Raw genomic sequence first — 19,722 nt, 5'->3', positions numbered from 1 at the left:
CGTGCCGTTTGTCGGGCCGTACGGCGCTGACGTCAGCCGGCGAACGCGTCGCACACCGCGTCGTACTCCCGCGTCCACCACACGACCAGCGCCGAGGCGGCCGGGAACTGGGGGTCGGCGCGGGTGTCGCCGCGCTCGTAGTGCCAGCGCAGCATCCAGAAGTCGTTGAGGCGCTCCCACCACACGCGGTGCACGGCCGCCGCGAGTTCCGAGGGCGTGGCCCCCGCCGTACGCCGGTACGCGCGCGCGTACGCCCGCACCTTCGGCAGGTCGAGGGTCCCCGCGGGCCGTACGAAGAAGATCGCGGCGGCACGTACGGCCTCCTCGGCGCGGGGCTTCACGCCGAGCCGGTCCCAGTCGACGATCGCGGCGGGCGCGTCACCCCGGTAGAGCAGGTTGAAGGGGTGGAAGTCGCCGTGCACCCATCCCACGGGGCCGCCGTGCGGAGGCCGCCGCCCCACGTGCTGCTCCAGCAGCGCCCGCCGCTCCAGCAGCCGGTGCCGGGCCAGTTCGTCGAACGAGTCGGCGGGCCGGTGCCGGCGCACGCGCGCGAGGAGGTCGTCGATGACGGCGAAGGTGACAGCGGGGTCGGCGCCGGCGTCGCCACGGGCCGGTCCCGAGGGTGAGGTCCTGGTGTGCGGGGAGGGTCGGCTCTGGGCGCCGGTGCCGGTGGGGACGGATGGGCTGGTGGTAGTGAGTGGGTCGGTGACGGATGGGTCGGTGGTGGTGAGTGGGCCCGTGGTGACGGGTGCGCCGGGGGCGTGCGGCTCCTCGACGCGGGCGCCAGGGGTGCGGGACGGCGCGCGGTGGGGCGGAGTGGCGCGCCCGACCGGCATCACCCGCTCCAGACTCGCGTGCACCACCCCCAGCAGTGCTCCGAGGCGCGCGCACTGCGCGGTGGTGAGCTGGGCGCCGTGTCGGTGGCGGCCGTCGATCCACGGGTGGAGGGCGTAGGCGTGGCCGCCGATGACCGCGACCGTGCGGCCGTCGTGGGCGGGCAGCGGTGGGGCGACCGGGACGCCGAGGTCGGCCAGGCGCTGGGTGGCGCGGTGCTGGCGGGCGATCGCCTCCGGGGCGGCGGTCTCGGGGTCGAAATGGTGCTTCAGGAAATAACGGCCGCGCGTCGTGCACAGCCGGTAGCCGCGGTTCAGGAGCCCCTGGTCGACGGGGTCGCAGGTGAGGGCGGATCCGGCGGAGTACTGACGGAGGAGAGCGCCCAGCGGGGGCGCGTGAGGCATCAGGGGTGGTACAGAAGAGCGCGGCACGCGCCAGATGCTAGGGCACGGGGCACCCCTGTGAGCTGGGCGTTGTCACAGACAGTCATATTCGTTCACGGCGTGCACGGGAAGGGACTTTCGTGCGGTCCGCGCACGCCACGCCGGCCGAGCTCATGGTCGTCGAGAAGAAATACGCTGATTTCCCTCTTTGCGCACTCGGCAAGTCAAACCCGGAAACTCTTCCGGTGACCAGGGTGGACGGGATAACGTGCCGTTGCTCCGGCCTCCTGCAAGGCTGTGACCAGCACCCCTTCGACCCTTTCCCGATTTACTTGGAAATCCAAGCAAAATCGCAGGTCAAAGGGGGTTTCACAGAAATGTGGAGCACTGGGTAACGTGATTCTTGCAGGGCGCTCGCCGGGGCACCTGTCACGCCTGTTCCGGCCGAGTGGCACCCACCCCGTGCCAAGGGTGTCGGAAACAGGTGAGCCGCACTGGTACCCGGCAACCCCGGGGGCCGGACCGACGGAGGAGCACACGTGACCGTGGAGAGCACTGCCGCGCGCAAGCCGCGACGCAGCGCCGGGACGAGGAAGTCCCCGAGCACCAAGCCCGAACTGGTTCAGCTGCTGACGCCCGAGGGCAAGCGCGTCAAGAACGCCGAGTACGACAAGTACGTCGCCGACATCACCCCCGAAGAGCTCCGCGGCCTCTACCGCGACATGGTGCTCACCCGTCGCTTCGACGCCGAGGCCACCTCCCTCCAGCGCCAGGGCGAGCTGGGCCTGTGGGCCTCGCTGCTCGGCCAGGAGGCCGCCCAGATCGGCTCCGGCCGGGCGCTGCGCGACGACGACTACGTCTTCCCGACCTACCGTGAGCACGGCGTGGCCTGGTGCCGCGGGGTCGACCCGACCAACCTGCTCGGCATGTTCCGCGGGGTGAACAACGGCGGCTGGGACCCGAACAGCAACAACTTCCACCTCTACACGATCGTCATCGGCTCCCAGACGCTGCACGCCACGGGCTACGCGATGGGCGTGGCCAAGGACGGCGCCGACTCGGCGGTCATCGCCTACTTCGGCGACGGTGCCTCCAGCCAGGGCGACGTGGCCGAATCGTTCACCTTCTCCGCCGTCTACAACGCCCCGGTCGTGTTCTTCTGCCAGAACAACCAGTGGGCGATCTCCGAGCCGACCGAGAAGCAGACCCGCGTCCCGCTCTACCAGCGGGCGCAGGGCTTCGGCTTCCCCGGCGTGCGCGTGGACGGCAACGACGTCCTCGCCTCCCTGGCCGTCACCAAGTGGGCGCTGGAACGAGCCCGTGCGGGTGAGGGACCGACGCTCGTCGAGGCGTACACCTACCGCATGGGCGCCCACACCACCTCCGACGACCCGAGCAAGTACCGGGCCGACGAGGAGCGCGAGGCGTGGGAGGCCAAGGACCCGATCCTGCGCCTGCGCCGGTACCTGGAGTCCTCAAACCACGCGGACGAGGGATTCTTCGCGGAACTGGAGGCCGAGTCCGAGGCGTTGGGCAGGCGAGTGCGTGAGGCGGTGCGGGCGATGCCTGATCCGGACCGTTTCGCGATCTTCGAGCACGCGTACGCGGACGGGCATGCGCTGGTGGACGAGGAGCGGGCCGCGTTCGCCGCCTATCAGGCGTCGTTCGCGGATGGGGAAGGGGCCTGATCATGGCAGCGGAAAAGATGGCTCTGGCCAAGGCGATCAACGAGTCGCTGCGGCGTGCTCTGGACACCGACCCGAAGGTCCTGGTCATGGGCGAGGACGTCGGCAAGCTCGGCGGTGTGTTCCGGGTGACGGACGGGCTGCAGAAGGACTTCGGCGAGGAGCGGGTCATCGACACCCCGCTCGCCGAGTCGGGCATCGTGGGCACCGCGATCGGTCTGGCGCTGCGCGGTTACCGGCCGGTGGTGGAGATCCAGTTCGACGGGTTCGTGTTCCCGGCCTACGACCAGATCGTCACCCAGCTGGCGAAGATGCACGCGCGGTCGCTGGGCAAGGTCAAGATGCCGGTGGTCGTGCGGATCCCCTACGGCGGTGGCATCGGCGCGGTCGAGCACCACTCGGAGTCGCCGGAGGCGCTGTTCGCGCATGTGGCGGGCCTGAAGGTGGTCTCGCCGTCCAACGCGTCGGACGCGTACTGGATGATGCAGCAGGCCATCCAGAGCGACGACCCGGTGATCTTCTTCGAGCCCAAGCGCAGGTACTGGGACAAGGGCGAGGTCAACACCGAGGCCATTCCCGGGCCGTTGCACAAGGCGCGGGTGGTGCGCGAGGGCACCGATCTGACGCTGGTCGCCTACGGTCCGATGGTGAAGCTGTGCCGGGAGGTGGCCGACGCGGCCGCCGAGGAGGGCAGGTCGCTGGAGGTCGTGGACCTGCGCTCGGTCTCGCCGCTGGACTTCGATGCGATCCAGGCGTCGGTGGAGAAGACCCGTCGGCTGGTGGTGGTGCACGAGGCGCCGGTGTTCTTCGGTTCGGGCGCGGAGATCGCGGCCCGGATCACCGAGCGCTGCTTCTACCACCTGGAGGCGCCGGTGCTGCGGGTGGGCGGCTATCACGCCCCCTATCCGCCGGCGCGTCTGGAGGAGGAGTACCTGCCGGGCCTGGACCGGGTGCTGGACGCCGTCGACCGCGCTCTGGCGTACTGAGGAGAGGGCCGTGACGACGATGACGGATGCGTCCGTACGCGAGTTCAAGATGCCCGACGTGGGCGAGGGCCTGACCGAGGCGGAGATCCTGACCTGGTACGTCCAGGTGGGCGACACCGTCTCGGACGGGCAGGTGGTGTGCGAGGTGGAGACGGCCAAGGCGGCCGTCGAACTGCCCATCCCCTACGACGGGGTGGTGCGCGAACTGCGCTTCCCGGCCGGCACCACGGTCGATGTCGGCACACCGATCATCACGGTCGACGTGTCAGGAGGCGGCGCACCCGCCGACGCGGGGACGCCGGCCGTGGAGACCGCCCAGGCCCCGGCGACCTCCCAGGATCCGGTGACTGCTCAGGCTCCGGCGGCGCCCGCGGCCGGGGAGGAGAAGCCGGCCGGACGCCAGCCGGTGCTGGTCGGCTACGGGGTGGCCGCCTCGTCCACCAAGCGCCGTCCCCGCAAGGGCCCCGAGGTCCCCTTCCAGCAGGCCCCGGCGACCCTGGCGGTCCAGACCGAGCTGAACGGCCACGGCCCGGCCGCGACCGAGGCGAAGCCGCGACCGCTGGCCAAGCCCCCGGTCCGCAAGCTCGCCAAGGACCTCGGTGTCGACCTGACCGCGGTGATCCCGTCCGGCCCGGACGGCATCATCACCCGCGAGGACGTCCACGCGGCGGTGGCCCCGGCCGAAGCGGCACCCGCCGTACCTGCCGTGACGGCACCGGTTCCGGTTGCCCCGGCCGTGCCGGCGGCTCCGGCCGCCTCCTACGACGCGGCCCGCGAGACCCGTGTCCCGGTCAAGGGTGTCCGCAAGGCGACGGCCCAGGCGATGGTCGGCTCGGCGTTCACCGCCCCGCATGTCACCGAGTTCGTGACGGTGGACGTCACCCGCACCCTGAAGCTGGTCGAGGAACTCAAGCAGGACAAGGACCTCCAGGGCCTGAGGGTCAACCCGCTCCTGCTGATCGCGAAGGCCCTGCTGGTCGCGATCAAGCGCAACCCGGACATCAACGCCTCCTGGGACGAGGCGAACCAGGAGATCGTCCTCAAGCACTACGTCAACCTGGGCATCGCCGCCGCCACCCCCCGTGGCCTGATCGTCCCGAACATCAAGGACGCCGACACCAAGACGCTGCCCCAGCTGGCACAAGCCCTGGGTGAGCTGGTGTCCACGGCCAAGGAGGGCAAGACCTCCCCGGCCGCGATGCAGGGCGGCACCGTCACCATCACCAACGTCGGCGTCTTCGGCGTCGACACCGGCACGCCGATCCTGCCGCCCGGCGAGTCCGCGATCCTCGCCGTCGGCGCGATCAAACTCCAGCCGTGGGTCCACAAGGGCAAGGTGAAACCCCGCCAGGTCACCACGCTGGCCCTCAGCTTCGACCACCGCCTGGTCGACGGCGAACTCGGCTCCAAGGTCCTCGCCGACGTGGCAGCCATCCTGGAACAACCGAAGAAACTCATCACCTGGGCGTGACCTGCGGGCAGCGGATAAGTTGTTCAACGCTGAAGGGACGGCCGCAAGTTCTGATTGCGGCCGCCCCTTCATCCATGTCTGCGCGGGCGTGTCAGGCCCGATTGAGCACGTACACCGGAGCGCCGTCCTCCGAAGCACCCTGAGAGCGAATACAGGCGTGCTTGCGCAGCAGCCGCAGGCATTCATTGACGCGATGCACGGACAGCCCCGTCCGGGCGGCGATCGATTCCAGCGGCTGCCGCAGCTCACCCTCCTCGACGAGCACCGGCGCGATGACGACGGCAACGGTCCACACGTCCTCCGTCACGGACAACCGCCGCCGCCAGTCGGCCAACACGGACTCCGTGGTCGGCTGTGCGGCCAAGTCGGCGGTGTGCGAAGGCCGTTCGAGGACCAGGGAGTCGAGCCGGTCCGCGATGCGTTCCATGGCCAGGGCCATGGTCTGCTGAGCGGTCAGGGCGGCCCGCTGCGTCTCCAGGATCTCCCGCTGCGTCCCCACGATCTCCTCCTGCAACGAGACCAACTTGTGCTGGGAGACCGCGAGCTGTTCGTCCGCCTGGAGGTTGCGCTCCTCAAGCCGCACAATCGCCTCGGCGACCTGCTCGGGCATGGCGTAGGCGATCGGGGCGCCGGGTTCGGAGGGCTGCACCTCCGCCTCTTCGAGGGTGTAGGCGCCCTCCCGCTGGACGGTCTCGATCACCTCGGCGGCCCACTGCTTGAAGGGTGCGCAGGAGGGCTTGGTGCAGGCGTTGACGAGAAGGATCAGCCCCTGGAGAGAGATGACGTTCAGGTCTCGTCGCCACTCTCTACCTGCGGGAACGCTCAGACCGTAAGCTCCAGTTACGGTCTCGAGAATCTCTCGATGGCCGTCTGGAACATGGTCGGCGAGAGCCTGCCGGGAGTTCGTGTGCCCCAACTGCTTGCACACATCCACCGCCGGAAACCAGTGACTCCCGTCCGGCATGGTCAGTCGTCGAATCCGGTGTCCGGTCGCCGCGTAGACGAAGTCGCCGACGTCGATCGCCTCATGCCTCTTGCCCGCCTCGGGCCGCTTGTTCGGTTCGTTCATGTGAACCACCTCCGACCCTTGCGCCCGACACCCCGACATGACGAAGGGGCCCGTCGCCCTACGGCAACGGACCCCCTTCGTGGCAGTCGGCGTCAGCTGATCTTTGCGTAGCCGTAGTTGATGAGCTTCTTCACGTCCGTCGTGCGGTTGGCCGCCGAGGAGGAGGTCATGACCGCGCCGATGACGGACTCGCCGTTCTTCGTGGCGGCGAAGACCAGGCAGTACTTGGAGTCGGTGCCCGAGCCGGTCTTGATGCCGAGCGTGCCGTTCCAGCCGAGCAGGGTGTTGGTGTTCGTCCAGGCACCCATGGTGCGGGTGCTGCCGGTCTTCGTGATCGTCTTCGCCGTGTACGACTTGGTCTTCACCACGGACTTGAAGGTCGAGTTCTTCATCACGTTGCGGGCGAGGATCGTGAGGTCCTTCGGCGTCGAGGCGTTCGAACCATTGCTTATGCCGTCGAACGAGTCGAACTTCGTGTTCGCCATGCCGAGGTTCTTCGCCGTCGTGTTCATCTTCGCGATGAACGACTTCGTGCGCGCCGAAACGGTAGAGCCGGAGCCGAACTTGTCGGCGAGAGCCATCGCGGCGTCACAGCCGGACGGCAGCATCATCCCGTAGAGCAGCTGACGGACGGTGACCTTGTCGCCCACGATCAAGTGGGCCGAGGAGGCCCCCTTGGAGACGATGTAGTTGCTGTACTCCCTCTTGATCGTGACCTTGGCGTCCAGGTTCAGGTTCGACTGCGACAGGACGACCTTCGCGGTCATGATCTTCGTGGTGGAAGCGGTGAGCCGCTTCGTGTTCGGCGACTTGCTGAACAGGGTCGCCCCGGTCGCGCCGTTCATCAGGAAACCGCCCTTGGCGGTGATGGTGGGTGTCGTCAGCGCCTGCGCGGGTGCCGCGGTGAGAGCTCCGGTGGCGAGCACTGCGCCGGTCGTCAGGGCGACGGCAGCGGCTCTGCGGACTCGGAAGCCCTTGGTGGCGGAAATCAACTCAAATACCCCGAATACGTCGAATGCCCCAGTAGTGCGGCCGAGTTGGAGGGGAAGAAAGTGGGGCCGCACGTGTGTGACACGTAAGTAGCACACAAGGTTGTGCCGCGGCTGGGGCGGGTGTGTTTTCGCCGTCGGGAGTTTTCGCCGGGGTCCGCATCGTGGACGGAACCCATCATGCGTACGTGTTGTATCTAAGCTGTGGTCATGACCCTGGCCGTGAAACAGCCCCCCGCCGCCGACCGTGTCTACGCCCACGTCAAGCAGGGTGTACTGGACCGCCGTTACGAGGGTGGAAGTCTGCTCACCGAGGGCGAGCTCGCCGAGGCCGTGGGGGTCTCTCGTACGCCTGTGCGAGAGGCGCTGCTGCGGCTGGAGGTCGAGGGGCTGATCAAGCTTTACCCGAAAAAGGGAGCACTGGTCCTGCCCGTCTCCGCGCAGGAGATCGCGGACGTCGTCGAGACCCGCCAGCTCGTCGAGTCCCACGCCGTCCGCAAGGCCGTACCGGCGTCCCCGCAACTCCTCGCCCGCCTCGAGGAACTGCTCGCCCAGCAGAAGGCACAGGCCGCCGCCGGGGACCTGGCCGGCGCCGCCGTCACCGACCGCTGTTTCCACGCCGAGATCGTCCGCAGCGGCGGCAACGAGATCCTCAACCGGCTCTACGACCAGCTCCGCGACCGGCAGCTGCGGATGGGAGTCGCCGTGATGCACGCCCACCCGGACCGCATCACCAAGACCCTCGCCGAGCACGAGCAGATCCTGAAGGCCCTGCGCTCCGGCGACGCGGAGGCGGTCGTAGGCCTGATCCACGGGCATGTCGAGTGGTTCTCCCACCTGGCGCGGGGAGAGGTGCGATGAGCCGCGCCACGGTCCTTCCCGGCGACCCCCCGGGCGGCCGGCGCGCCATGGCCGTCTGGGGCATCGGCGTCTCCGTGTACTTCGTCGCGGTCATCTTCCGTACGTCCCTCGGGGTCGCCGGCCTCGACGCCGCCGACCGCTTCCACGTGAACGCCTCGGCCCTGTCGACCTTCTCGATCCTCCAGCTCCTCGTCTACGCGGGCATGCAGATACCGGTCGGTCTGCTCGTGGACCGGCTCGGCACCAAGAAGGTGCTGACCCTGGGCGTGGTGCTCTTCACCGCGGGACAGCTCGGCTTCGCGTTCTCCCCGTCGTACGGCACCGCCCTCGCCTCGCGCGCCCTGCTCGGCTGCGGCGACGCGATGACCTTCATCAGCGTGCTGCGCCTGGGCACCCGCTGGTTCCCGGCCCGGCGCGGACCGCTGGTCGCCCAGCTCGCCGGACTCGCCGGCATGGCGGGCAACCTGGTCTCCACGCTGGTCCTGGCCCGGCTGCTGCACGGCCTCGGCTGGACGGCGGCCTTCGCGGGCAGCGCGCTCGCCGGAGTCGTCGTCCTCGTCCTGCTGCTGCTCTTCCTCAAGGACCACCCCGAGGGCCACGAGCCGGAGCCGTTCCCGCACCGGGGCGCGGTCTACGTACGGCGTCAGATCGCCGCGTCCTGGCGGGAGCCCGGCACCCGGCTCGGCCTGTGGGTGCACTTCACGACCCAGTTCCCGGCGATGGTGTTCCTGCTGCTGTGGGGCCTGCCCTTCCTCGTCGAGGCACAGGGGCTGTCCCGGGCGGTGGCGGGCGAACTGCTCACTCTCGTCGTGCTGTCCAACATGGTCGTCGGTCTCGTCTACGGCCAGATCGTCGCCCGGCACCACGGGGCGCGGCTGCCGCTCGCGCTCGGGACGGTCGGGGCGACGGCGCTGCTGTGGGCGGCCACGCTGGCCTACCCCGGCGAGCGCGCGCCGATGTGGCTGCTGATCGTGCTGTGCGCGGTGCTCGGCTCCTGCGGACCGGCCTCGATGCTGGGCTTCGACTTCGCGCGCCCGGCGAACCCGCCGGAGCGGCAGGGCACCGCGTCCGGCATCACGAACATGGGCGGGTTCGTCGCGTCGATGACCACCTTGTTCGCCGTGGGTGTGCTGCTGGACGCGACCGACGACAACTACACGGTCGCCTTCTCCTCCGTCTTCGTCCTCCAGGCCCTCGGCGTCAGCCAGATCCTGCGGCTGCGCGGCCGGGCGGCGCGGCGGGAGCGGGAACGGCTGGTGGCGAGCCGTGTGGAGACGGTGCACGTCCCCGCGTAGCCACGGCAGCCACGCGGGTCTCCCACCGCGTTCCTACTGCGTCACCGTGAAGTTCCGCAGGATCGCCGCCGTCAGCTGCGGATCGCCCTCCGCCTTCACCCGGTCCGCCACGGACTCCGGGGTCACGCGGCCGCAGGCCAGCCGGACGTAGGTCTCCCAGTCGAGGGTGAGGGTGGCGGCCGGTCCCAGGGCGGGGGCGGTCTCCAGGGTGCCGCGGCCCTGGATGTCGACGCGTATGGTCCGCAGGAACTCGACGGGGCCGTGGACGTCGAAGACGATCGCCGAACTGCGCGGGGCCTCGGCCTTGGTGGCCACCACGTCGGGCAGCGCGTCGAGCAGGACGTCACGGGCGATGTGCGCGCCGGGGGAGTCGAGGTTGCCGGGGCGGCCGAGCGCGGTGCGCAGGTCCTGTTCGTGCACCCAGACGTCGAAGGCGTGCTGGCGCATGGCGTCCACGAGCGTCAGTTCGGTTCCCAGCGGGCCGCGCACCTTCGTGCCGGGGTCGCGGGACTCGTTCCGCAGCTGGCGGTTGCGGCGGATGATGACGTACTCCAGCTCGGAGGTCATCTCCGGCGCGGTGTGGTGGCGGCGGACGTCGACCTGCATCTCCATGTACCGCTGGTGGTCGTTGGTGACGTGGAACAGGTCGCGGGGGAGGGTGTGGATGGGACGCGGATCGCCGAGCATCTCGCAGTCCAGGCCGATGACATGGGAGACCACGTCCCGGACGGACCAGCCGGGGCAGGGGGTGCGGCGGTTCCACTCTCCCTCCACAAGCGGGGTCACCAGCTCGGATATCGCGTCGATGGAGTGGGTCCAGGCGTCGGCGTAGGGCTGGAGGGTGGGATGCAGACTCACGGAACGGGACCCCTCGGCGGTCGGAGCACGGGCTGGTGATGGCGTCGTTGCCAGTGGAGGCGGTGGCTGTCGGCGGGTGTCTTGGAACGCTAAGTTACGCTGCTGTGAGGCACCCCGGCAGTGCTTTCGTGTGACGATCGTAGGCCCGTAATGGACGGCTCGAATGCCAGGACGGTGGTAGTGTGCGCGCCTCTCTGATCCAGATCGCCGTGGATGAGGACGAATCGGTCGATTCTCGTCGGGGGCGGGTGGCCTCACTGGTGCGGGATCAGGCCGGTGCCGATCTCGTCGTGCTGCCGGAGCTGTGGAGCACGGGGGCGTTCGCCTTCGAGGAGTTCGAGCGCGAGGCCGAGCCGCTGCGGGGGCCGACGTACGAGGCCATGGCGAAGGCGGCGAGCGAGACCGGCGTGTGGCTGCACGCGGGCTCGATCCCCGAGCGCGCCCCTGACGGCACCCTCTACAACACCTCCCTCGTCTTCTCCCCCTCCGGCGAACTCGCCGCCAGCTACCGCAAGATCCACCGCTTCGGCTTCGACAAGGGCGAGGCCGTGCTCATGGGCCGGGGCGAGGATCTGGTGACGGTACGGCTGCCCGGTACGACGGTCGGTGTGGCCACCTGCTACGACCTCCGTTTCCCCGAACTCTTCCGCGGTCTCGTCGACGCGGGCGCCGAGACCCTGGTGATCCCCGCGGGCTGGCCGGAGCGCCGCCGGGCGCACTGGACGCTGCTGGCCCAGGCGCGGGCGGTCGAGAACCAGGCGTTCGTGCTTGCTTGTGGAACGGCCGGGACGCACGCGGGAGTTCCGCAGGCAGGTCACTCGATCGTGGTGGATCCGTGGGGCGAGGTGCTGGCCGAGGCGGGCCCCGGCGAGGAGGTCCTCACGGTGGAGTTCGACCCCGGGAAGGTCGCCGCGACCAGGGAGCAGTTCCCGGCCCTGAAGGACCGGGTGCTCTGAGCTCCCGACGGATCAGTCGTCCTCCCGTTCCTTCTCCGCGAGGTGGATCACGCACACCGCCACCGCGATGAGCAGCGCCGGGTCCGCGTCGTCGCGGACGATGTCGACGCCGTAGGTCTCGCGGACGTGCAGCCACCGCCGCGAGACCACCGCGAGCAGCTCACCGTCGTACTCGACGGCGAACTCCCGGTCGAGAATCTTGCCGCTGACGTCGAGTTCGGTGCTGCCGTCGGCCAGCGCCACCCGGTAGTGGTTGCGCAGCAGCGACAGCCGTTTGCGTCTGATCGTGGCCAGCGGTTCGCCGTCCCGCTCGATCAGCATGGTGTCGCGCAGGGCGAACATCTTCTGGCGGATGTCGATCAGGACCCGGCCCTGGGTGTCCTTCAGCTCGAAGGTGTCCCGCAGCCGCATGGCCTTGCCGTCGACCAGGAACACCTTGTTGCCCCGGTCGTCCTCGATCCAGTAGTCCTCACCGAAGCCGAGGAGCCGGTCGCGTACGAGAAATCTCATGTCCTTAGCGCTTCCCCGGCGCCCGGTCCGAAACGCCGCCGGTAGGCCGACGGGCTGAGTCCCGTCTCGCGGCGCACACGCGCGCGGAGGTTGGCCGCCGTACCGAGGCCGCTCCTGGCGGCCACCACGTCGAGCCGCTCCTCGCCGCGCTCGATGAGCCGGCAGGCCAGCGCCACCCGTTCCGCCGTCAGCCAGGCGAGCGGAGTGGTGCCGAGCTGCGACTGGAAGCGGCGGTGCAGGGTCGCGGGGGAGACGGCCGCACGGTCCGCCAGGTCGGCCACGGTCAGCGTCTCCCCCAGCCGTTCCTGTGCCCACGCGAGCAGCGGGCCGAGCGACTCGTCCCGTACGTCGGGCAGGGGGCGCTCCACGAACTGCCGTTGCCCGCCGTCGCGGTGGGCGGCGAAGACCAGTCGGCGCGAGACGTGGTTGGCGATCTCGGCCCCGTGGTCGCGTCGGACCAGGTGCAGCCCCAGGTCGAGCGCCGAGGCGCTGCCGGACGCCGTGAGGATGTCGCCGTCGTCGACGAAGAGGACGTCGGGCTCCAGCCGGACATGCGGGAAGCGGGTTCGGAACGAATCGGTCCACATCCAGTGGCAGGCGGCCCGCCGCCCGTCCAGCAGCCCGGCCTCCGCCAGGGTGAACGCGCCCGAGCAGAAGCCGACGAGCCGGGCGCCACGCGCGTGTGCCCGGCGGACGGCGTCCAGGACGCGGGACGAGCGCGGGGTGTCGGTGTCGGGCCGGTTCGGCACGATCAGCGTGTCCGCCTCCTCCGCCGCCTCCAGGCCGGCCACTCCGGTGAGGGTGAAGAACCCGTCCCGCATACGGGTGTGCGGCTCGGCGGCGCACAGCGTGAAGTCGTACAGCTCCCGCCCGAGTTCGGGCCGCCGCAGCCCGAAGACCTCGATGGCGCAGCTCATCTCGAACGGGTTCGAGTTCTCGTCCACGACCAGGACGACGCGGTGAGAGGATCCTTGCGGCATGTGCGATTCCTAGCACTCGCACGGCCCCGGGGCCACCCCGCACGATCACTCCATGGCAACCGAACCCGTCTCCCTGCCCACTGCCCTGGCCTCCTTCGCCGAGCAGTGGAGCCCCCGCATCGTCACCGCCGTCAACGACTACGACGTCCGGGTCACCCATGTCGAGGGCGAGCATCTATGGCACGTGCATGACAACACCGACGAGTTCTTCCTGGTCCTCGACGGCGAACTGCACATCTCACTGCGCGAGCCGGCAGGTGAGCGCACGGTCGTGCTGCCGAGGCTGTCCGTCTTCACGGTCCCCCGAGGCGTCGAACACAAGCCCTACGCCCCTGTCCCGACCGACATCCTCCTGCTCGAGCCGACCGGCACCTCCACGGTCGGCGACCGTCATGACGAGATCCCGTCCCATGTGGACGTGACGACGGGTCACGCGCTGCACCGGTGACCCGTCCGACGGCTACCGCCTGCGCGGGACCAGCTTGAACACCGCGACCCCGGCCGCCATCAATGTCGTGGCGGCCACCAGCATCGCCATGCTGTTCAGCCACATTCCGGTGGCGGCCAGCGTGGCGCCCCCGGCCCCGGTCGTCCCGGCGCCGATCACTCTTCCGTACATCGCTCTTCTCCTGTGTTGGGTTCCATGAGGGTTACGTAGCCACCCACTTCTCCTCGCTGCGGCGCAACAGCCCCCACAGCGAGGTGAAGTAGACGGCGTGCTGGAAAAGGTCGTAGAGCATCTCGGGGATCATCAGCGCCGCGACCAGCACCGCGCGCGGCCCCGCCCGCCGTACCGAGACCGTCTTCTCGACCAGGAAGATCAGCCCGATCGCGGTCCAGAAGGGCGAGAAGCCGGGCCAGCCGTACAACGTGGTGTACGTGACCATGTAGGTGAGGTAGACGAGGAAGGACAGCGCGCCGAAACCCATGAGGAACTGCTGCATGAAGTAGCGGGCGGTGACACGTGTCCAGCCGTAGTCGCGCAGGTTCTCCAGAGCTCCGCGCTGCCACCGCAGCCGCTGGTGCCAGAGCTTGCCCAGGGTGGGCATGACCTCGGTGGTGACCTCGCAGCCGGCCGGGGACATGGCCCGGTAGCCGAGGGTCTTGACCGCCTTGGTCATCTCGTCGTCCTCGGTGAGCGAGGCGAGGCTGTAGTAGGCGTTCCCGCCGCCTAGCACCCCGTCGCGGCGGGCGGCCCGCACCTCGCGCAGGACACGGGCGCGGAACATGGTGCCGGTGCCGGTGAGCACCTGGGCCTTGCCGCCGGTGCGCTCCAGCTCCCAGGCGTAGCGGTGGAACTCCATGCGCTGGAGGAGACCGAGGAGGCCGCCGCCGTCCTCGCCGTAGAAGACCCCGCCGACGGCACCGACCTTGCGGTTGAAGGTGCCGATGGCGGTCTCGCTGAACCAGGGGTTGAGGACGGTGTCGGCGTCCTGCACCAACAGCAGGTCGCGGTCCTCGAGATGGGGCAGCACCCAGGCGATGGCCTGGTTGAGGGCACCGGCCTTCTTGTGGGTGTTGCCCTGGGTGGTGAAGACCTGCGCGCCGTGCGCCACGGCGATCTCGGCGGTGGCGTCGGTGCAGTTGTCGGCGACCACGACGATCAGGTCGGGGCGCCGGGTCTGCCGCCACAGGCCCTGGATCGCGTCGGCGATGCGGTCCTGTTCGTTGTGCGCCGGTATCAGCGCCACCAGGCGCAGCGGGCCGTCGAGTTCGTCGGGTGCGGCGTGCGCGCGGCGCGCTGCGTGCCGGTGTGGGCGCGGGGGGCTCGCGGTGGGGGCCGCGAGTGTCGTCGCAGGGTGGTGCACGGGGAGCCCCCGGAGGTGCTGTTGGGCCATGCCCGGCTACTGCCAACCCCCCGGGCTCTCTGGAACCTCAGTTTTCACTATTTCCACACAAGCGGACAAGACAACCGTGATCACGGATTGCTCACGGTTGTCTGTAGTCGCCCTGTGCGTCCTTGGTTCCGTCGATGTCCGTTACGCGCCGTATCCGTCGGAGTATCCGTCCCGACGCCCGTGCGGCTCCTCGACGACGGTCGGTGCGGTGGGCGGAACCACCACGCGCCGCCGCCGGGCGATGCTGCTGAACGTCGTCACGCCGATCAGCCCCACGATCATCAGGATCACACCGACCAGATCGAGGTTGACCCCCTGCATGTGCCAGTCGGTGGCGAACGTGAGGATTGCTCCCACGGCGATGAGGATGATGCACCCGCCGAGGCCCATGAGTGTCGCCTCCCTGTCCGGTCCGGTCGTTCCGGTCCGGAACCCCGGGTACCCCCACTTCCCGCGAACTACCCTTCGAGGAGTCCGAACTGCCCTCCGAGTAGTCCGTACTGCCCTTCAAAGGGTGAGAACTACCCTTCGAGGAACGCCACCAGAGCGTTCGCCAGCAGGTACGGGTCGTCCGCGCCGCACAACTCCCGGACGCTGTGCATCGACAGGATCGCCACACCGATGTCGACGGTCTTGATGCCGTGCCGGGCGGCGGTGATCGGGCCGATCGTCGTGCCGCAGGGCATGGAGTTGTTGGAGACGAAGGACTGGAAGGGCACCCCGGCCTTCTCGCAGGCGGCGGCCCACACGGCCCGGCCCGAACCGTCGGTGGCGTAGCGGTTGTTGACGTTGACCTTGAGGATCGGCCCGCCGTTGACGCGCGGGTGGTGCGTCGGGTCGTGCCGCTCCGCGTAGTTGGGGTGCACCGCGTGCCCGGTGTCGGAGGACAGACAGACCGTCCCCGCGAAGGCCCGCGCCCGGTCCTCGTAGGACCCGCCGCGCGCGAACACCGAGCGCTCCAGGACCCCGCCGAGCAGCGGTCCGTCCGCGCCGGTGTCCGACTGGGAACCGTTCTCCTCGTGGTCGAAGGCGGCGAGGACGGGGATGTACGACAGCTCCGAACCGGACGACGCCGCGGTCAGGGCGGCCACCCCCGCGTGCACGGACAGCAGGTTGTCCATCCGCGGGCCGGCCACCAGCTCCTTGTCCCGGCCCAGGTAGGCGGGCGCCTCCACCGAGTGCGTCATCAGGTCCCAGCCGGTCACCTCGCCCGCCGCGAGCCCGAGTTCCTCCTCCAGGAAGGCGATCAGGTCGCCGTCGCGCACGTCGTCGCCGAGTCCCCAGATGGGCTGGAGGTGGCGCTGCTTGTCGAGCTTGAGGCCGTCCGAGGAGACCGCGCGGTCCAGGTGGATGGCGAGCTGAGGCACCCGCAGCAGCGGCCGGTCCACGTTCACCAGCCGCGTCGAGCCGTCCCGCAGGGCCAGCCGGCCGGCCAGCCCCAGGTCACGGTCGAGCCAGGAGTTCATCAGGGGGCCGCCGTAGATCTCGACGGCGACCTGGCGCCAGCCGTGCGCCCCGCTGTCCGGCAGCGGCTTGACGCGCAGGTTCGGGGAGTCGGTGTGCGCGCCGACGATGCGGTACGGCGTGTGGGGCGCCGCGTCCTCGGGGACGTACCAGGCGATGATCGCGCCGCCGCGCAGCACGTACTTGCCGCCGCTCGACCCCTCCCAGGCGTCCGTCTCCGAGACCTGGCGGAAGCCCGCCTTCTCCAGCCGCTCGGCGGCGTTCGCCACCGCGTGGTACGGCGTGGGGCTCGCCGCCAGGAAGGACATGAGGTCGTCGGTGTGGCCGCGATCGAGGCGGTGGGGTGCGCTCATGGGGTTCACCTTAACGACGTACGAGGGCCCACTCCCGAGCGACGGGAGCGGGCCCTCGTGAGGACTGCGACAGCTGTACGGGTGTGTCCTAGAACGCGGCCCCGCGGGGGACGGGACCGGGGCCCGGCCGGAACCGGACCGCCGTCCCGCCGGGACTGGAACGTGGCCCCGCGGGGGCGGAACCGGTGGCTCGTGGGGCCGGGACGCGACCCTGCCCGGACGGGGCCGGGACCCTGACGGGGCGGGGCCGCCGCCCCGCCGGGATCAGAACGCAGCCCCGTCGGGACGGGAACGCGGCCCTGCCGAACCAGAGCGCGGCCCCGCCGGGACGGGAGCGCGGCCCCGCCCGGACGGGAACACCGCCCGCCAGGACTAGAACGCGGCCTCGTCCAGGTCCATCAGGTCGAGCTCGACGCCCTCGGCGACCTTGCGGGCCAGGGTCACGCCGGGCAGGACGTTGGCCGCGAAGAACTTCGCCGCCGCGATCTTGCCGGTGTAGAAGGGCTTGTCCTTGGCGGAGGCCGTCTCCAGCTTCTCGGCGGCGATCGCGGCACCCTTGAGCAGCAGGTAACCGACGACGACGTCACCGGAGGCCATCAGCAGGCGGGTGGTGTTGAGACCCACCTTGTAGATGTTCTTGACGTCCTGCTCGGTGGCCGCGAGGTCGGTCAGCATCAGACCGACGATCGCCTCCAGCTCGACGGCCGCCTTGGCCAGGTGCTCACGGGCGCCCGCGAGCTCCTCGCCACCGGTGCCCACCGCCAGGAACTTCTTGATGTCCTCGGCGAGCGAGTTCAGGGCCGCACCCTGGTTGCGGACGATCTTCCGGAAGAAGAAGTCCTGGCCCTGGATCGCCGTCGTGCCCTCGTACAGGGTGTCGATCTTGGCGTCCCGGATGTACTGCTCGATCGGGTACTCCTGGAGGAAGCCGGAGCCGCCGAAGGTCTGGAGCGACTGGGCGAGCTGCTCGTAGCCCTTCTCCGAGCCGTAGCCCTTCACGATCGGCAGGAGCAGGTCGTTCAGCGCCTCCAGCGCCTTGACGTCCTCGCCCGCCGCCTCCTTGACCTGGATCTCGTCCTGGATGGAGGCCGTGTACAGCACCAGCGCGCGCATGCCCTCCGCGTACGCCTTCTGCGTCATCAGCGAACGGCGCACGTCCGGGTGGTGCGTGATGGTGACCTTGGGCGCGGTCTTGTCCATGAAGTTCGCGAGATCGGGGCCCTGGACGCGCTCCTTGGCGTACTCCAGCGCGTTCAGGTAGCCCGTCGAGAGCGTGGAGATCGCCTTCGTGCCGACCATCATCCGCGCGAACTCGATGATCCGGAACATCTGGCGGATGCCGTCGTGCTTGTCGCCGATGAGCCAGCCCTTGGCCGGGTGCCGGTCGCCGAAGGTCATCTCGCAGGTGTTGGAGGCCTTGAGGCCCATCTTGTGCTCGACGTTCGTCGCGTACACACCGTTGCGCTCGCCCAGCTCGCCGGTCTCGAAGTCGAAGAGGTACTTCGGGACGAGGAAGAGGGACAGGCCCTTGGTGCCCGGACCGGCACCCTCCGGCCGCGCGAGGACGTAGTGGAGGATGTTCTCCTCCATGTCGTGCTCACCGCTGGTGATGAAGCGCTTCACGCCCTCGATGTGCCAGGAGCCGTCCTCCTGCTGGACCGCCTTGGTGCGGCCGGCGCCGACGTCGGAGCCCGCGTCGGGCTCGGTCAGCACCATGGTGGAGCCCCACTGCTTCTCCACGGCGACCTTGGCGATGTGCTTCTGGACCTCGTTGCCCTCCTCGAAGAGGATGCCGGCGAACGCGGGGCCCGAGGAGTACATCCAGACGGCCGGGTTGGCGCCCAGGATCAGCTCGGCGAAGGCCCAGATCAGGGAGCGGGGCGAGGTGGTGCCGCCGATCTCCTCGGGCAGGCCGAGCCGCCAGTACTCGGAGTCCATGAAGGCCTTGTAGCTCTTCTTGAAGGACGCCGGGACCGGCGCGGTGTTGGTCTCCGGGTCGAAGACCGGCGGGTTGCGGTCGGCGTCCGCGAAGGACTCCGCGAGCTCGTTCTCGGAGAGGCGGGTCAGCTCCTCCAGGATGCTCTTCGCGGTGTCGACGTCCATCTCGGCGAACGGACCCGTGCCGTACAGCTTGTCGCGCTCGAGTACTTCGAAGAGGTTGAACTCGATGTCGCGGAGATTGGACTTGTAGTGCCCCATGGCGATGGCTCCGTCAAGAGATCGGCGAGGCACCTGGTTCCTCGCACCCGTTCACATACCAACAAGTAGCTACGATGATGCTACCCGTCGGTAATAAGTCGCAACCCCGATCCGGCCATCTGTGAGGAGTCACACCGCGACGGTCAGCGAAGCGGCGTACCCCTCCTCCGCACTCCCCTTCACCGTCGCGAGCTGGTGGTCGTGGCCGTCCCGGAAGACCATGTCCGACTCCAGCGAGAGCCGTCGCAGATTGGCCACGCTCCCCTCGTACCCCTCGGTCGCGTACACGGTGTCGCACACGTCCTTCGGGAAGGCGAGCTGCGAGGTGCTGGTGATCGCGGTGGCGCTCGTCGCGTCCTCCAGGCTGCCGTAGACCTCGAAGTGGACGTGCGGCCAGCGGCCCGGGTAGCAGCCGGGGAAGACGCTGGTGAAGGTGACCCGCCCTTGGTCGTCGGTCTCCTGGACGCCCCGCAGGTAGTTCTCGTCGGTGACGCCCTCGGTGTAGAGGGAGTAGCCGCCCTCCCGGTCGCAGTGCCACACGTACACGGCGGCCCCCTTCCTCGGGGTCCCGCAGCCGGAAGCGGCGTCCACCACCGTGAGCGTCAGCGTCAGGGGCACGCCCTCGGCGGTGCCGCCCGCGGAGTCGCCGAAGCTGCTGGTGATGTCGGTGCGGACGACTCCGCTCTCCTTCAGCACGTTCACGCCGTTCGAGCCGTCGCCGGGGTAGGGGCCGGCGGTCTCCTCGGGGATGGGGGCGCACGTGGTGTCCGTCTCCGTGGCCGCCCTCGTGTCCGTGGCGGACGGCGACGTCCGGGCCGTAGAGGAGGAGCCGTCGGCGGTGCAGCCCACCAGCGGCACCAGACCCGCCCCCGCCCCCGCCATGAGCCGGATCATCCGCCGGCGGGCCAGCACGGGAAGGTCGTAGGAGAGCCCCCGGTCGTGCTCATGCGTCTCGTCATCCTGATGTCCGCTCATGACTCGACGCTACGAG

At 69.6% G+C, this 19,722-nt stretch carries 19 protein-coding genes; 7 read left to right on the top strand and 12 right to left on the bottom strand.

The window, feature by feature from the left end; all coding sequences use genetic code 11:
* Positions 1-32: 32 nt before the first annotated feature.
* Positions 33-1,238, bottom strand: coding sequence for a phosphotransferase (locus tag OHN19_RS21100; RefSeq protein ID WP_330265695.1), 1,206 nt, complete (start codon positions 1,236-1,238; stop codon positions 33-35).
* Between the two features lie 518 nt (positions 1,239-1,756).
* Between OHN19_RS21100 and pdhA the strand changes: the two genes are divergently transcribed.
* From pdhA to OHN19_RS21085, 3 genes are read left to right on the top strand one after another with little or no spacing between them, the layout of a single operon-like run.
* Positions 1,757-2,905 (top strand): pyruvate dehydrogenase (acetyl-transferring) E1 component subunit alpha, encoded by a 1,149-nt coding sequence (gene pdhA, locus OHN19_RS21095; RefSeq protein WP_330265694.1) that lies wholly within the window; start codon positions 1,757-1,759, stop codon positions 2,903-2,905.
* 2 nt (positions 2,906-2,907) lie between these two features.
* Positions 2,908-3,888, top strand: coding sequence for an alpha-ketoacid dehydrogenase subunit beta (locus OHN19_RS21090; protein ID WP_330265693.1), 981 nt, complete (start codon positions 2,908-2,910; stop codon positions 3,886-3,888).
* 10 nt (positions 3,889-3,898) lie between these two features.
* Positions 3,899-5,359: a dihydrolipoamide acetyltransferase family protein gene (locus tag OHN19_RS21085; protein ID WP_330265692.1), complete on the top strand. Its 1,461-nt coding sequence runs from the start codon at positions 3,899-3,901 to the stop codon at positions 5,357-5,359.
* 91 nt (positions 5,360-5,450) lie between these two features.
* Here the strand turns inward: OHN19_RS21085 and OHN19_RS21080 are convergent, their stop codons facing one another.
* Both OHN19_RS21080 and OHN19_RS21075 read right to left on the bottom strand, forming a co-directional pair.
* Entirely contained in the window at positions 5,451-6,428 is a 978-nt protein-coding gene (locus OHN19_RS21080; RefSeq protein WP_330265691.1) for a Bro-N domain-containing protein, read from the bottom strand.
* 92 nt (positions 6,429-6,520) lie between these two features.
* On the bottom strand, positions 6,521-7,420 hold the full coding sequence (locus OHN19_RS21075; protein WP_330265690.1) for a D-alanyl-D-alanine carboxypeptidase: 900 nt from the start codon (positions 7,418-7,420) through the stop codon (positions 6,521-6,523).
* A 207-nt stretch (positions 7,421-7,627) separates the two neighbouring features.
* Here OHN19_RS21075 and OHN19_RS21070 point away from each other — a divergent pair, with 207 nt between their 5' ends.
* Positions 7,628-8,278, top strand: coding sequence for a GntR family transcriptional regulator (locus tag OHN19_RS21070; protein ID WP_330265689.1), 651 nt, complete (start codon positions 7,628-7,630; stop codon positions 8,276-8,278).
* Positions 8,275-9,573, top strand: a complete 1,299-nt coding sequence (locus tag OHN19_RS21065) for an MFS transporter (protein ID WP_330265688.1) — start codon at positions 8,275-8,277, stop codon at positions 9,571-9,573. The genes OHN19_RS21070 and OHN19_RS21065 overlap by 4 nt, the downstream gene beginning before the upstream one ends.
* Positions 9,574-9,606: 33 nt before the next feature.
* On the opposite strand, the gene OHN19_RS21060 is transcribed toward OHN19_RS21065, so the two are convergent.
* Positions 9,607-10,431: a maleylpyruvate isomerase family mycothiol-dependent enzyme gene (locus OHN19_RS21060; protein ID WP_330265687.1), complete on the bottom strand. Its 825-nt coding sequence runs from the start codon at positions 10,429-10,431 to the stop codon at positions 9,607-9,609.
* A gap of 182 nt (positions 10,432-10,613) precedes the next feature.
* Here OHN19_RS21060 and OHN19_RS21055 point away from each other — a divergent pair, with 182 nt between their 5' ends.
* Positions 10,614-11,387 (top strand): carbon-nitrogen family hydrolase, encoded by a 774-nt coding sequence (locus OHN19_RS21055; protein ID WP_330265686.1) that lies wholly within the window; start codon positions 10,614-10,616, stop codon positions 11,385-11,387.
* Positions 11,388-11,399: 12 nt separating this feature from the next.
* Here the strand turns inward: OHN19_RS21055 and OHN19_RS21050 are convergent, their stop codons facing one another.
* On the bottom strand, positions 11,400-11,897 hold the full coding sequence (locus OHN19_RS21050) for an LURP-one-related/scramblase family protein (protein ID WP_123762002.1): 498 nt from the start codon (positions 11,895-11,897) through the stop codon (positions 11,400-11,402).
* Positions 11,894-12,877 (bottom strand): GlxA family transcriptional regulator, encoded by a 984-nt coding sequence (locus tag OHN19_RS21045; protein WP_330265685.1) that lies wholly within the window; start codon positions 12,875-12,877, stop codon positions 11,894-11,896. The genes OHN19_RS21050 and OHN19_RS21045 overlap by 4 nt, the downstream gene beginning before the upstream one ends.
* Positions 12,878-12,929: 52 nt before the next feature.
* On the opposite strand from OHN19_RS21045, the gene OHN19_RS21040 reads away from it, so the two are divergent.
* Complete coding sequence (locus OHN19_RS21040) at positions 12,930-13,325, top strand: cupin domain-containing protein (protein ID WP_330265684.1); 396 nt, start codon at positions 12,930-12,932, stop codon at positions 13,323-13,325.
* Positions 13,326-13,337: 12 nt separating this feature from the next.
* Here the strand turns inward: OHN19_RS21040 and OHN19_RS21035 are convergent, their stop codons facing one another.
* From OHN19_RS21035 to OHN19_RS21010, 6 genes are all read right to left on the bottom strand, one after another.
* Entirely contained in the window at positions 13,338-13,496 is a 159-nt protein-coding gene (locus tag OHN19_RS21035) for a hypothetical protein (protein ID WP_330265683.1), read from the bottom strand.
* Positions 13,497-13,527: 31 nt separating this feature from the next.
* Complete coding sequence (locus OHN19_RS21030) at positions 13,528-14,715, bottom strand: glycosyltransferase family 2 protein (protein ID WP_330265682.1); 1,188 nt, start codon at positions 14,713-14,715, stop codon at positions 13,528-13,530.
* A 141-nt stretch (positions 14,716-14,856) separates the two neighbouring features.
* Entirely contained in the window at positions 14,857-15,105 is a 249-nt protein-coding gene (locus OHN19_RS21025; protein ID WP_330265681.1) for a DUF6458 family protein, read from the bottom strand.
* Positions 15,106-15,236: 131 nt separating this feature from the next.
* Positions 15,237-16,532, bottom strand: a complete 1,296-nt coding sequence (locus OHN19_RS21020) for a M18 family aminopeptidase (RefSeq protein ID WP_330265680.1) — start codon at positions 16,530-16,532, stop codon at positions 15,237-15,239.
* Positions 16,533-16,904: 372 nt separating this feature from the next.
* A complete protein-coding gene (locus OHN19_RS21015) occupies positions 16,905-18,731 on the bottom strand; it encodes an acyl-CoA dehydrogenase (RefSeq protein ID WP_330265679.1) in 1,827 nt (608 codons plus the stop codon).
* Between the two features lie 129 nt (positions 18,732-18,860).
* Complete coding sequence (locus OHN19_RS21010; protein ID WP_330265678.1) at positions 18,861-19,706, bottom strand: intradiol ring-cleavage dioxygenase; 846 nt, start codon at positions 19,704-19,706, stop codon at positions 18,861-18,863.
* Between the last annotated feature and the right edge of the window lie 16 nt (positions 19,707-19,722).

This window comes from Streptomyces griseorubiginosus (assembly GCF_036345115.1).
GTDB lineage: Bacteria > Actinomycetota > Actinomycetes > Streptomycetales > Streptomycetaceae > Streptomyces > Streptomyces griseorubiginosus_C.
Note: the sequence above shows the minus strand (reverse complement) of the source record. Positions and strands in the feature narration are given on the sequence as shown.

What these genes read in the sequence shown, in the direction of transcription:
- OHN19_RS21100 (WP_330265695.1), bottom strand. Translation starts at nt 1,238, where the DNA reads ATGCCTCACGCGCCCCCGCTGGGCGCTCTCCTCCGTCAGTACTCCGCC.
- OHN19_RS21090 (WP_330265693.1), top strand. Translation starts at nt 2,908, where the DNA reads ATGGCAGCGGAAAAGATGGCTCTGGCCAAGGCGATCAACGAGTCGCTG.
- OHN19_RS21080 (WP_330265691.1), bottom strand. Translation starts at nt 6,428, where the DNA reads ATGAACGAACCGAACAAGCGGCCCGAGGCGGGCAAGAGGCATGAGGCG.
- OHN19_RS21070 (WP_330265689.1), top strand. Translation starts at nt 7,628, where the DNA reads ATGACCCTGGCCGTGAAACAGCCCCCCGCCGCCGACCGTGTCTACGCC.
- OHN19_RS21065 (WP_330265688.1), top strand. Translation starts at nt 8,275, where the DNA reads ATGAGCCGCGCCACGGTCCTTCCCGGCGACCCCCCGGGCGGCCGGCGC.
- OHN19_RS21050 (WP_123762002.1), bottom strand. Translation starts at nt 11,897, where the DNA reads ATGAGATTTCTCGTACGCGACCGGCTCCTCGGCTTCGGTGAGGACTAC.
- OHN19_RS21045 (WP_330265685.1), bottom strand. Translation starts at nt 12,877, where the DNA reads ATGCCGCAAGGATCCTCTCACCGCGTCGTCCTGGTCGTGGACGAGAAC.
- OHN19_RS21040 (WP_330265684.1), top strand. Translation starts at nt 12,930, where the DNA reads ATGGCAACCGAACCCGTCTCCCTGCCCACTGCCCTGGCCTCCTTCGCC.
- OHN19_RS21035 (WP_330265683.1), bottom strand. Translation starts at nt 13,496, where the DNA reads ATGTACGGAAGAGTGATCGGCGCCGGGACGACCGGGGCCGGGGGCGCC.
- OHN19_RS21030 (WP_330265682.1), bottom strand. Translation starts at nt 14,715, where the DNA reads ATGGCCCAACAGCACCTCCGGGGGCTCCCCGTGCACCACCCTGCGACG.
- OHN19_RS21025 (WP_330265681.1), bottom strand. Translation starts at nt 15,105, where the DNA reads ATGGGCCTCGGCGGGTGCATCATCCTCATCGCCGTGGGAGCAATCCTC.
- OHN19_RS21020 (WP_330265680.1), bottom strand. Translation starts at nt 16,532, where the DNA reads ATGAGCGCACCCCACCGCCTCGATCGCGGCCACACCGACGACCTCATG.
- OHN19_RS21015 (WP_330265679.1), bottom strand. Translation starts at nt 18,731, where the DNA reads ATGGGGCACTACAAGTCCAATCTCCGCGACATCGAGTTCAACCTCTTC.
- OHN19_RS21010 (WP_330265678.1), bottom strand. Translation starts at nt 19,706, where the DNA reads ATGAGCGGACATCAGGATGACGAGACGCATGAGCACGACCGGGGGCTC.